Genomic DNA, 13,679 nt, shown 5'->3' on the forward strand with positions numbered 1-13,679 from the left:
ACGCGTACGTGGGCACGGCGGCGCTTCGCGCGCCGAGCGCCGTAAAAAAGGCCTTCCAGTCGACGGCAACGCCGCGCGCATGGAGCGCGCCGAGCGCGAGCGCGACGGCTTGCTCCTCGGGGAGGCTCTTGCGCAGCGCCGGGATGAAGGCCGCGTCGCGCCCCTCTTCCTCGGTCAGGCAGAGCGGACCGAGGCCGCTCAGCACCCCTTGCGGACCAAGCTCCAGATACGTGCCGACGCCGTCCGCCGCGAGGATCCGCACGCAATCTTGCCACCGCACCGCGCGCCGCACGTGACGAACCCAGTATTCCGCCGAGCAGAGCTCTTCCGCCGTCGCGAGCTTGCCCGTCGTGTTCGATACGATGGGGATCCGGGGCGAATGCAGGGAGACGGACGATACGACGCGCCGGAAGGCGTCCAGCATCCCGTCCATGCGCGGCGAGTGGAACGCGTGCGAGACCGAAAGCCGCGCCGTCTTGCGCCCGAGCCGCCGCGCCTCGTCGGCGACGGCGAGCACGGCGTCCTCGTCGCCCGCGATGACGGTGGCCTCGCGGCCGTTGATGGCCGCGATCTCCGCGCGCCCCGCGTGACGGGCGAGCCAGGCGCTCGCCTCCTCCTCGGTCGCCTGCAAGGAGACCATCGCTCCACCGGGAGGCAGCTCTTGCATCAGCCGTCCCCGCGCGGCCACGACCTTGCAAGCGTCTTCGAGCGACAGGACGCCGGCGATGTGCGCCGCGACGATCTCGCCGATCGAATGACCCGCGAGGACGTCGGGCGTGACCCCGAACGACTCGAACAGCCGGTAGAGCGCCACCTCCAGGGCAAACAGCGCCGGCTGGGTGTATCGCGTCTCGTGGACGAGGCTCGCCTCGGGGGCGTCCTCGCTCGCGAAGAGCACGCCCCGAAGGGATCGATCGAGCAGCGCGTCGAAGCAAGAGAGCGAAGCGTCGAGGGCGTCGCGAAAAACGGTGTACGTCTCGTAGAGCTCCCGTCCCCGCTGCGGGAGCTGGCTGCCCTGCCCCGTGAAAAGCGCCGCGAGCTTGCCCGCCCGATGACGCTGGTCGGCCGCCGAAAGCGCCGCGCGTTCGCCCTTCCCGAGCGCCGCGAGCGCGTCGAGCAGCTCGCCGTGGTGCGCGGCGACGAGGACGGTCCGGTGCTCGAAATGTTTTCGTGTCGTCGCGAGCGCGCACGCCACGTCCACGAGCTCCGCGTCCGGGCGCGCGGCGAGGTGCTGGTGGAGCCGCGTGGCTTGCGCGTGGAGCGCCGCCGGCGTTTTTCCGGACAAAACGAAGGGGAGCCATCGCGGCGCCGCGGCGGTCGACGTCTGTGCCGCGTGTGGCTCCTCGCCCGGCGCTGCCTCCAGGATCACGTGTGCGTTCGTGCCGCTGATCCCGAACGACGACACACCCGCGCGCCGGGGACGGCTCCGCGACGGCCACGGGACGGCCTCCTGGAGCAGCCGGATCCGGCCCTCGGACCAGTCCACGTACGGCGACGGCGCCTCCACGTGCAGCGTCCTCGGCAAGCGCCCGTGCTGCATCGCGAGGACCATCTTGATGACGCCGGCGACCCCCGCCGCGGCCTGCGTGTGCCCGATGTTCGACTTGATGCCCCCAAGCCAGAGTGGGTGCTCCGCCGAGCGGCCGGCGCCGTACGTCGAAAGAAGCGCTCGAGCCTCGATCGGATCGCCGAGCGCCGTCCCCGTGCCGTGCGCCTCGACCGCGTCGACGTCGTCGGCCGAGAGCCTCGCGGTCGCGAGCGCCTGCTTGATCACCCGCTCCTGCGCGGGCCCGTTCGGCGCGGTGAGCCCCTGGCTCTTGCCGTCCTGGTTCAGCGCCGACCCGCGCACGAGCCCGAGGATGTTGCGCCCATGGCGACGCGCGTCCGACAGCCGTTCGAGCAAGAGGAGCCCCGCACCCTCCGCCCACCCGACCCCGTCCGCGTTCGCCGAGAAGGCCTTGCAACGGCCGTCTTTGGCGAGGCCGCGCTGCCGGCTGAACTCGATGAAGCTCATCGGCGTCGCCATCACGGTGACGCCCCCGGCGAGGGCCAGCGTGCACTCCCCCGCCCGGAGCGCCTGGCAAGCCAGGTGGAGCGCGGCCAGCGACGAGCTGCACGCGGTGTCGATCGTGATCGCCGGGCCCTCGAGGCCGAGCGCGTACGCCACGCGGCCGGAGGCGACGCTGGGCGCGCTGCCGAGGCCGACGTGCCCTTCGAGCTCGTCGCCCGAGCGCATCAGGGCCGCGCCATAATCGCTGTACATGATGCCCACGAAGACGCCCGTGGGGCTGCCCTGGAGCGAGGCCGGATCGATACGCGCGCGCTCGATCGCCTCCCACGAAGCTTCGAGCAGCAAGCGTTGCTGCGGATCTATCGCCGCGGCCTCGCGGGGGCTCACGCCGAAGACCTCGGCGTCGAACCGATCCGCGTCGTACAAGAAGCCGCCCTCGCGCACGTAACTCTTGCCGCGCGCGTCCGGGTCCTGATCGAAGAGCGACTCGAGGTCCCACCCGCGGTTCTCCGGGAAGCCGCCGATCGCGTCCTTGCCCGCGTCGACGAGATCCCAAAGCTCCTCGGGCGAGGACACGCCGCCCGGGTAACGGCAGCTCATCCCGACGATCGCGATCGGCTCGTGCCACCGATCCTCGACCTCCGCAAGGCGCTCGCGCGTCTGCCGGAAGGCCGTGGTCAGCCGCTCGAGATAGACCCGAAGCTTCTGCTCCTCGCTCATCGACCAAACCCCATGTCTTCGAACTCGCGGTCGAGAATGCCGAAGAGCTCGTCGTTCGAGACCGCTTCGAGGTCCCTCGGCACCTCGACCGCGGACGCACCCCCGTCGAGGGCGCGCCCCTTGGAGAGAAGTGCCCTGAGCCTACGATCGACGCTCCCCCAAGTGGCGTCGTCCCCGGCCGGGATACCGGCGATCAAAGCCTCCAGCGCGTCGAGCGCCGCGCCGAGCGACGCAGGGGCTCGTTTCGCCGGGACGATCTCGCCGCGGAGCCATCGCGCAATGGCGGCTGGCGTCGGTTGATCGAAGAGCAAGGTCGCCGGCAGGCGCAACGCGGTGGCGGCGCCGAGGCGATTGCGCAGGTCGAGGGCCATCAGCGAATCGAGCCCCAGCTCTTGCAGCGGGCGATCGGGCTCGATCGCGGAGGCCTTTCGTCCCATGACCGTGGAGACCTCCTTGCGGACGAGCTCGAGGAGCGCGCGGGTTTGCTCGGCCTCGGAGAGGGACGAGAGCCGCTCTTTCAAGAGGTCGGCCGAAGCGCGCGTGGCCTCGGGTGCGCGCCGGGGTGCGACGCGGACGAGGCCTCGGAGCATGGCCGGCACAGCCTCGGGCCAGCTCGCGAGGGCGCCGAGGTCGAGCCGAACGGGGGCGACACACGCGTCCGCACCGGAGAGCGCTGCGTCGAGCACGGCGAGCCCCTCGCGGGCCGAGAACGAGAGCAGGCCGTGACGCGCGAGCCGGGCCCGATCCACATCCGAAAGACGAGCCGCCATGCCGTCCTCCGCCCAGGGGCCCCACGCGAGCGAGAGGGCTCTCTGCCCCTCGGCCTGCCTGTGGCTCGCGAGCGCGTCGAGCAGCGCGTTCGCCGCCGCATAACTCGCCTGCCCAGCGTTGCCCAGCACCCCAGCGAGCGACGAGAACAGGACGAACGTGGAGAGTTCCCTCCCGAGCGTCAACGCGTGCAACGCGAGCGCTGCGTCCACCTTGGGCCTGAAGACACGGTCGATCCGCGCAGCGTCGATCGCCGGGAAAGACGCGTCGTCGACGACGCCCGCCGCGTGAAAAACAGCGGTCAGAGGGGACGCCGCGGGGATGGTGGCGAGGACGCCTTCGAGCGCCTCGCGATCCCCCACGTCGCACGCGGCGAAGGAGACCGTCGCCCCCGCGGCGCGTAGCTCGTTCGCGAGCACCTCCGCGCCCGGCGCCGCGCCGCCCCTTCGTGAGACGAGCAGCAGATGGCGCGCGCCGTATCGGGCGACGAGGTGCCGGGCGACGTGGGCGCCGAGCGCGCCCGTGCCCCCCGTGATGAGCACGGTCTTGTCGGGATCCAGGGCGAACGTCGTCGGCGCGTTCGCAGCGGGGACACGCGCGAGGCGGGGGACGATGGCGCTGCCGCCACGGATCGCGATCTGCCCTTCGTCGCTCACGAGCGCGAGCGGCAGCGCCTTCAAGGATGCGGCCTCTCCGTCGAGGTCGACGACGCTCACGCGGCGCTCCGGGACCTCGGCCTGGAGCGAGCGCAAGAGGCCGACGATCGGGGCATGCAGGAGATCGACGGCGCCCTCGTCCGATCGCGTCGAAACGGCCCGCTGGGTGATCATCACGAGCCTCGTGGCCGAGCACCGCGCATCGCCGAGCCATGCCTGCGCGAGCGTGACGATCCGGTGCACGGCGCCCTGGATACGCGCGGCCAGATCGCCGCTCGTCCCGCGTTCGGGTCGCGGCGCCACGACGAGAACGTCGGGGACCGGGGCTCCTCCGTCGATGGCTGCCTGGAGTGCGCCCATGTCGGCGTGCGTCTCCACACGCCATCCCGCCTCGCGCAGCACGGGCTCGAGGCCGGGCTCGGCCGTCCCGAGAATGATCAGCAGCCCCGACGAAGCTCGCGCCTCCGGTGCGTCGAGCGACCTCCACTGCACGCGGTAAAGCGAGGACCGATCCAGCGCGACAGCGTCGCGGATCTGCGCCGCGGAAGCCGGCCGCGTATGCAGGCTCTCGATGGTGGCGACGGGCTCACCACGCTCGTCGGCGAGGTCGATCGACGCCGCATCGCTCCCCTCGCGGGGCGCGAGACGCACACGCAATCGCGTGGCCCCGGTCGCGTGCAGGGAAACGCCCACCCAGGAGAAGGGGAGCGGGATCCTGTCTGCATCGAAAGCTGTCTCCAGCGTCGCGACGTGCAGGGCCGCGTCGAGGAGCGCCGGATGCACCCCGAACGACCCGCCTTCCTCGCCGCTCCCTTCCGGCAACTCCACCTCGGCGAAGAGCTCCGAGCCGCGCCGGAACGCCGCGCGGAGCCCTCGGAACTCACCACGGTAGCCGAGCCCCGCGTCGGCGAGCCGTTCGTACAGGCCTCCGATGTCGATCGGCCCCGCTCCCGGGGGAGGCCATTCATGCAGGCCCGGCGGCGCCTTCGCTTCGCCCGGCGCGAGGACGCCCGTGGCATGGAGGGTCCACGGGGCATTTGCCGGCGCGCCCTCGGGCCTCGAATGGACCGTGAGGGCGCGCGTCCCCGACTCTCCCTGCGCGCCCACCACGAGCTGGATATGAACCGCCCCGGCGTCAGGAATTCCCATCGGAGCCTCGATCGTCAGCGTCTCGACCTTCGCGAGCCCCACATGCTGCGCGGCGAACAACGCGAGCTCGACGAGCGCGGCGCCCGGTAGGAGGTTCGTGCCGAAGACGACGTGCCGGGCGAGCCAGGGGTGCGCGGACAGCGAAAGCCTGCCGGTGAACACGTGATCGTCCGTCGCGGCGACGGAGACGGACGCTCGCAGGAGCGGGTGCGTTGCCTCGACGAGGCCGGCGGACGCCATGTCGACGCGCGAGCGCTGCGGGGCGTCGAGCCAGTATCGCTGGCGCGAGAACCCATAGGTCGGCAGCGGGACGCGGCGCCCGCCGAGCGGCGCGAAAAACGGGGGCCAGTCGACGGGCACACCGCGCGCGTGGAGCCGCGCGAGCGCGGTCACGATCGTCTCCACCTCGGAGGCGTTCTTGCGGAGGGCCGGCAGGAACGCGTGCTCGTTTCGGTCGTCCCCGGCGAGACAAGCGGGCCCAAGGCTCGTCAACACGCCCTGGGGCCCGAGCTCGAGGAACGTCTCCACGCCCTCCGCCGCGAGGCTCTGCATGCCGTCGCGCCACCGGACGGCGCGTCGCACCTGACGAACCCAGTACTCCGCCGTGCAGAGCTCCTCGCTCGTCACCCGTTTGCCAGTCACGGTCGAGATGATGGGAATCCGTGGAGGGGCGAGCTTCACGCCCGCGAGCACGTGACGGAACGCCTCCAGCATGCCGTCCATGCGAGGGGAGTGGAACGCGTGGGATACGACGAGCCTCGTGGCCTTGCGGCCTCTTGCCCGAATGCGCTCGGCGACGGCGAGCACGGCCTCCTCGTCGCCGGAGATGACGGTCGACTCCGGCCCATTGATCGCCGCAATGTCGATCCTCGGTCCGTGCTCTCGGAGTAGCGCGGCCACGTCCGCCTCGCTCGCCTCGACCGCCACCATGGCGCCGCCCTCCGGCAGCTCTCCCATGAGCCGGCCCCGCGCCGCGACGACGGTGCAGGCATCCTCGAGGCTCATGACGCCGCTGATGTGCGCGGCCACGAGCTCGCCGATGGAGTGACCGCAGAGCAAGTCCGACCGGACGCCGAACGACTCGACGAGCTTTGCGAGCGCGTATTCCAGGGCAAACAACGCCGGCTGCGCATATCGCGTATTCCCTAGCGAGGCCTCACCCACGCTCCCCTCGGGCGCGAACACGACATCGACGAGCCGCGATTCGAGGTGCCGCTCGAAGCCCGCGCACGCCTGCTCGAACGCCTCCCGGAAGACGGGGTAGGTTTCGTGAAGCTCCTTGCCCATCCGCGCGTGCTGGCTGCCCTGCCCCGTGAACAGGAACGCGAGCTTGCCGGTTCGTCGCTGCCGATCGACCACGACGCCTGGGCCGTGCTCGCCGCGCGCGACGGACGAGAGCCCCTCCACGAGCGCGCCCGTGTCCTTCGCGATCACCGATGCCCGATATTCGAATTGCGTTCGGTTGGTCAGGAGCGACGACGACACGTCGAGCCCCTGGAGCGATGGGTTTGACAGGACGTACCCCTGGAGCCGCTCCGCCTGCCTCCGCAAGGCGTCGGGCGTCTTGCCGGACACGACGAACGGAAGCCAGGAGAGCATCGACGACGCGGTCGACGCGGCGCCGGGCGAGGGATCGGGCGCCTCTTCGAGGATCACGTGGGCGTTCGTCCCGCTGATGCCGAACGACGAGATTCCCGCGCGCCTGGGGCCCCTTCTGCGTTCCCATGCCGCGGCGTCGCGCAACAATCGAATCGCGCCCGTCGACCAGTCCACGTGCGGCGATGGTTCGTCCACGTGGAGCGTCTTCGGCAAGAGGCCGCGCTGCATCCCGAGGACCATCTTCATGATGCCCGCCACACCCGCCGCCGCCTGCGTGTGTCCCAGATTCGATTTGATGCTGCCGAGCCAGAGGGGCGCGTCTCCGGTATGCCCGGAGCCGTACGTGGCAAGGAGCGCCTGCGCCTCGATGGGGTCGCCGAGCGTCGTACCGGTCCCGTGCGCCTCGACGGCATCGACATCCGCAAACGAGAGCCCTGCGCTCGCGAGCGCCTGCTTGATCACCCGCTCCTGCGCCGGTCCGTTCGGCGCGGTGAGCCCCTGGCTCTTGCCATCCTGGTTGAGCGCCGAGCCGCGTACCACCGCGAGGATCCGTCGACCTTTGCGACGCGCATCCGCGAGGCGTTCGAGCAAAAGAAGGCCCGCGCCCTCCGACCAGGCCGCGCCGTCCGCCCTCGCCGAAAACGATTTGCAGCGCCCGTCCCTCGCGAGCCCACGCTGCCGGGCGAACTCGATGAAGCTCGCGGGTGTGGCCATCACCGTGACGCCCCCCGCGAGCGCCAAATCGCATTCGCGGTTGCGCAAGGCCTGGCACGCGAGGTGAACTGCGACGAGCGACGAGCTGCACGCCGTGTCGACCGTGACGGCCGGGCCCTCCAGGCCGAACGTGTAGGCGATACGGCCGGAAGCGATGCTCGGCGCGCTCCCGATCGCCACGTATCCTTCGAGCGCGGCAGGCGCCTCGGGGAGGCGCGCGCCATAATCGCTGTACATCACGCCGACGAAGACGCCCGTCGCGCTCCCCTGGAGGGACGCGGGCTCGATCTCGGCCTGCTCGAACGCCTCCCAGGTCGTCTCGAGGAGCAGCCGTTGCTGCGGGTCGATGGCCAGCGCCTCGCGCGGCGTGATGCCGAAGAACTCCGCGTCGAAGTCCGCGGCTCCGCGCAAGAATCCCCCCTCGCGCACGTAGGTCTTGCCGCGCGCGTCGGGGTCCGGATCGTAAAGCGAATCGAGATCCCAGCCGCGATCCGTGGGGAAGCCGCCGATCGCGTCCGTACCGGTTTCGAGCAACGCCCAGAGCTCCTCGGGCGACTCCACACCGCCCGGGAATCGGCAGCTCATGGCCACGATCGCGATGGCGTCCGATTCGTCGGTCGCGGTGGGGGCCGGCTGCACGGGCGACGTCGCCCGCGCCACGCCCACGCGCGAAGGGATCTGGGCTTCGAGGTATCGGGTGAGCGCGATCGGCGTCGGGTGATCGAAGAGGAGCGTCGCCGGTAGGCGCAAGGCCGTCCTCTTCCCCAGGCGATTGCGCAGCTCGATGGCCAGCAGCGAATCGAGCCCGAGCTCCGAGAGCGGCCGGTCCGCTTCGAGCGCCTCGGGCTTGCCCCCGAGGACGGCCGCCGCCTCCTCGCGGACCAGATCCAGGAGCGCGTGGGCCCGCTCGGCTTCTGGCAGCGACGACAAACGCTGCAGCAGGGGAAGCGCGGCGGACGCGCTTTCGGCCGCGGCGCGTGAGGACCGAGCGCGGCCGAGCCCTTGGAGCATCACGGGCATGCCCTCTCCGCTGCGGTCGAAGGCCGCGGCGTCGACCCGCATGGGCACCACGACGGCCTCGTCGACCCCAAGCGCCGCGTCGAAGAGCGCAGTTCCCTGCCCTGCCGACAGGGGGAAGAGCCCGTGGTGGGAGAGCCGCGATCGAAGCGCTTCCGGCAGATGCGCCGCCATGCCGCCGTCCGCCCACGGCCCCCACGCGAGCGACGCGCCCGTTTGCCCCCGCGCCCGTCGTCGGCTGATGAGCGCGTCGAGGAATGTATTGGCCGCCGAATAATTGGCTTGCCCCGCATTGCCCAGGACGCCGCTCAGCGACGAGAACATGACGAATGCGGAGAGCTTGCAATGCTGGGTCAGTTCGTGGAGGGCCCACGCGCCATCGACCTTGGGTCGGAGCACACGGCGCACGCGCTCCGAGTCGAGGGTCGAGAGGACCCCGTCCTCGACCGTGCCCGCCGCATGGATCACTGCGGTGAGGGGGTGTTCGGGCGAGATCGTCCGGAGCAACGCGCCGAGCGCGACGCGATCGGCGACGTCGCACGCGGCGAGCCGGACGTCCGCGCCCGCCTCCCGGAGCTCGGAGAGGAGCGCCGACGCGGAGGGCGCGTCGCCGCCCTGCCGCGAGACGAGCAAGAGATGACGCACACCGTGCTGCGCCACGAGGTGACGCGCGAGATGCACGCCGAGCGCGCCCGTGCCGCCGGTGACGAGCACGGTCCCATTACTATCGAAGGGAGTGACCTGGGGTTTGTCCGTCGCCGAAAGCTTCGCCAGCCGGGGCACGCGCCCCGCCCCGTTCCGCAACACGAGCTGGGGTTCGTTGCTCGTCAATGCGGCGGGAAGCGCCGCAAGGGACGCGGCGTCGTCGTCGACATCGACCAGGAACATCGCTCGCTCGGGGAGCTCCGCCTGCGCCGCGCGGACGAGCCCCCAGATCGGCGCATGGGCGAGGTCCTCGACGTCCTCGCCCGTCTGCGTCGCAATGGCGCGTCGCGTGAGCACGACGAGGCGACGACTCGAGAGCCGGCCGTCGCCAAGATACGCCTCGAGCCAGGCGAGCGCCCGCTCGGTCGCGGCGTGCGCCGCGCTGGCCACGTTCACCGGATCTCCGCTCGACATGGCGGCGAGCACGAAGAGCTCGGGGACGTCATGGCCCTGATCGAGCGCCGCGCGCAACGCGTCGACGTCTGGATGATAATCCACGCGCACGCCGGCCCGCTCGAGCGTCGCCGCGATGCCGCCGCCGTCGTTCCCGAGGAGCCCCACGGCGAGCGGGCTCCGTGAAGCGCTCGGAGCAGGCTCGACCCACTTCACCGCGAAGAGGGCGGCGCTCGCCGGGGAGCCGAGGAACCGCTCCGCGGGCGCGCGGCGGGTGGTGAAACCCTCGATCTGCGCGATGGGTTGGCCCTCGGCGTCCCAGAATGCGAGATCCGACCGGCTCGTATCGCCCCGGGGATCCTCGCCCTCGCGCAAGGAATGCTCCGCGAAGGCGGCCTGGATGGGCTTTCCGGACCACACGAGCCGCTCGACGGCGAACGGCAATCGGGGGACGTCGCTGCCCTCGGGCAAACGAGGGACGTCGTCGCCTCCGGCGCCGGTATCGCCGCTCCACAGCTCGAGTCCGAAAGCATTGTCGATGAGCGCGCCCGGCACGGGAGCATCGAATCCGGCGGCACCCTCGGGGGGCGCGAATCGCCCGAGCGTGGTCCGCGCACGGCGCCGCAGGACGCCGTGGAGCCAGCACCACCGAGGGCCCCATTCGATCTGGATGGAACGGAGCACGTCGACGTGCGCCTGCCCCATCCCCGTGGCCTCGAAGGTGGGCAGTTCGACAGGCCCGACCGGCAGGAGCGCGCAGGGCGCCGCGGGGCCGAGCGTCGCCGTGGCGTGGGTCGTCCACGAATCGCCGCTCCGCGTCGCCAGGGAGGCGAAGTACCCCGCGCCGTCGCCGGATCGAGGGACGAGGTGAACGTGCAGGATCACGTGATCCTCCGCGTCGACGAACGATATCGGCGCCAAGAATTGAATCTGCCCGAGCTCGACGGGCTGCCCGGGCCAGTACGACGCGGCGACAGCGAGCAGGACCGATACGTGGACGGCGCCCGCGACGACGATACGGCCATACACGACGTGATCGGCGAGATAGGGCTGGATGCCCGGGCCGAGCTCGACCCGGTGGAGAAACGAGCCGTCCGGGAGCTCGAGCCGCTCCCCGGCGAGCGGGTATCGACCGGCAGGTGTCGCGCGGCTCGAGGGCTGGCGACGGGCGGGCTCGAGCCAGTAGCGCTCGCGCTGGAACGCATAGGTGGGGAGCGGGACGCGCCTGCCGCCGGACGTCGCGAAGAACCGCCTCCAATCGACGTTCACGCCGCGCGCGTGGAGGCCGGCGAGCGCCGTCAGGAGCGTTCGCGCGTCGGAGGCCTCCCTGCGGAGCGCCGGAAAAAACGCGACCTTGCCTTCGTTCTCCTCCGACAAACAAGCCGGGCCGGCGGCCGAGAGCACGCCCTCGGGACCGATCTCGAGGCAATGCGTGACGCCTTCGGCCTCGAGGCAGCGGATCCCGTCGAGGAAACGCACCGCGCCCCGGACCTGGCGCACCCAGTACTCCGGCGCGCGGAGCTCCTCGGCGCTCGCGCGCTTGCCGGTCACGGTGGACACGATCGGTATGCGCGGAGCCCCGAGCGCGACGCCTGCCACCACGCGGCGATAGGCCGCGAGGATCCCGTCCATGCGCGGCGAATGGAAGGCATGGGAGACGGAGAGACGCGTCGTCTTGCGCCCGCGCGTCGCGAGCTCCGCCGCCACGGCGAGGACCGCTTCCTCGTCGCCCGCGATGACCGTGGAGGTCGGGCCATTCAGCGCGGCGATGTCCACCTTGCCCTCGAACGCGGCGAGCAGGGGGCGGATCTCGTCCTCGGACGCCTGCACCGCGACCATGGCGCCGCCCTCCGGCCCCTCGCCCATCAGCTTTCCGCGGGCGGCGACGAGCCTGCAGGCATCCTCGAGGCTCAGGACCCCGGCGACGTGGGCCGCGGCGAGCTCGCCGATCGAGTGACCGAGGAGGACGTCGGGCTCGATGCCCCAGGACGAGAGCAGCCGGAAGAGAGAGACCGAGAGCGCGAAGAGCGCGGGCTGGGTGTATTGCGTTCGATCGAGGAGCGCGGACGTCTCCGGGGTCCGCTCGGCGAAGACGAGCGAGGCGAGAGGCCGATCGAGAAACCGATCGAGCTCCGCGCACGTGGTATCGAATGCTTCACGAAACACGGGGTACGTCTCGTGAAGCTTCCTCCCCATCCCGACGTACTGGCTTCCCTGCCCGGTGAAGAGCAGCGCGAGTTTTCCTCCTCGACGCCGGTGATCGATCGCCGCCGCCGGCGCGCTACGCCCGTCCGCCACCGCCGACAGCGATTCGAGCAGGCTGCCCCGCGCATCGACGAGGAGCGCCGCACGATGATCGAAATGGGTTCGGCCGGTCGCCAGGGAATGGGCCACGTCCACGAGGTCGAGATCCGGGCCCTGTTCGAGGTGCTCGCGCAGTCGCGCCGCCTGCGCGCGCAGGGCCGCCGGCGTGTCGCCGGAGATGAGAATCGGCAGCCACGATGCGCGCGCGGGCGAAGGCCGGGCGTCGGCCGGCGCCGCGGGAGGAGGCGCCTCCTCGAGAAGGACATGCGCATTCGTCCCGCTCAGGCCGAACGCCGAGACCCCCGCCCGGCGTTTGCGGCCCTCTTCGTGCCGGGGCCACGAGGTGAGGGAATCGACGACGCGGACCGGGAGGCTGGCCCAGTCGATATGAGGATTCCGCGGGGTCGTGTGGAGCGTCGGCGGGAGCGCGCCGTGCCGCAGCGACGCGATCACCTTCGCGACGCCGGCGAGACCCGAGGCCGCTTCCAGGTGACCGATCTGGGTCTTGATCGCGCCGAGCAGGAGCGGCCTCTCCGCGCTCCTTTCCGGGGCATATACGGCGGAGAGCGCGTGCACCTCGATCGGATCCCCGAGCGACGTGCCCGTGCCGTGGCATTCGACGACGTCCACGTCCGTCGGTGCGAGCGCGGCGTCCTCGAGCGCGGCGCGCAGCACCTTTTGCTGCGAGGTGCCATTGGGGGCCGTGATGCCGCTGCTCTCGCCGTCGTGGTTCACGGCGCTGCCGCGGATGACGGCGAGCACCGTCCTGCCCTGCGAAAGCGCCTCCTCCAGACGTTCGAGCACGAGGACGACAACCCCCTCGCCGCGCCCGTACCCATCGGCTGCGGCCGAAAACGTCTTCGAACGCCCATCGGGCGCGAGCGCGCGTGTGCGCGACAGGAGGACGAATGCGTCGGCCCCCACCATCACCTGCGCGCCGGCCGCGATCGCGACGTTGCATTCCCGCCGCCTCAGCGCCTGGCAGGCGAGGTGCAATGCGACGAGCGACGACGAGCACGCCGTGTCGACGGAGAGCGCCGGGCCTTGCAGGCCGAGCGTGAAGGCAATGCGCCCGGCCGCGAACGCGGGCTGGGTCCCCGTGAGCACGTGCGCACCGGCCTCCGGGCCCTCGTTCGGCAGCCGGTCGTATTCACCCGGGCCGATCCCGACGAAGACGCCCGTCCGCGTCTCCCGGAGCTCGGAGGGGACGAGCCCCGCGTCCTCCAGCGCGCTCCACGTCGCCTCGAGCAGCAGCCGATGCCGCGGATCGATGGTCCTGGCCTCGCGCGGGCTGATCCCGAAGAGGGCCGCGTCGAAGAGGTCGACGCCCTCCATGAACGCCGCGTGGCGCACGTAACTCTTGCCGTCGGCTTCGGGATCCGGGTCGTAGAAGGCATCGGCGTCCCAGCGATCCCGCGGGACGGGCGAGACCGCGTCGCCGCCCTCGCTCAGGAATCGCCAGAGCCCGTCGAGATCAACGATCCCAGAAGGCAAACGCAGCCCGAGCCCCACGACGGCGAGCGGCTCGCGCGACGCAGCTTCGAGCTTCGTGATGGCGCCGCGCAGGCGCTCCACCTCTCGGAGCGATCGGAGCAGCGTCTCCCGGAGCTTGTTTTTCTGGTCTTCCTGGCTCTCCATGTGAC

At 71.3% G+C, this 13,679-nt stretch carries 2 protein-coding genes (1 of these 2 only partly in view); both read right to left on the reverse strand.

Annotated features, from left to right (window positions below; translation table 11 throughout):
- A protein-coding gene (locus tag QHF83_RS13015) for a type I polyketide synthase (RefSeq protein WP_282418124.1) crosses the window boundary here: on the reverse strand, positions 1–2,731 show its start. The gene continues 12,071 nt to the left of window position 1, outside the view; only the first 2,731 of its 14,802 coding nucleotides appear in the window; its start codon is at positions 2,729–2,731; its stop codon lies beyond the left edge, outside the window.
- Positions 2,728–13,674, reverse strand: coding sequence for a type I polyketide synthase (locus QHF83_RS13020; protein ID WP_282418125.1), 10,947 nt, complete (start codon positions 13,672–13,674; stop codon positions 2,728–2,730). Before QHF83_RS13020 ends, QHF83_RS13015 begins: the two co-directional genes overlap by 4 nt.
- Positions 13,675–13,679 lie beyond the last annotated feature (5 nt).

Origin of the sequence: Polyangium sp. 15x6, from assembly GCF_029960785.1 — a bacterium.
GTDB lineage: Bacteria > Myxococcota_A > Polyangia > Polyangiales > Polyangiaceae > Polyangium.

What these genes read in the sequence shown, in the direction of transcription:
- QHF83_RS13020 (WP_282418125.1), bottom strand. Translation starts at nt 13,674, where the DNA reads ATGGAGAGCCAGGAAGACCAGAAAAACAAGCTCCGGGAGACGCTGCTC.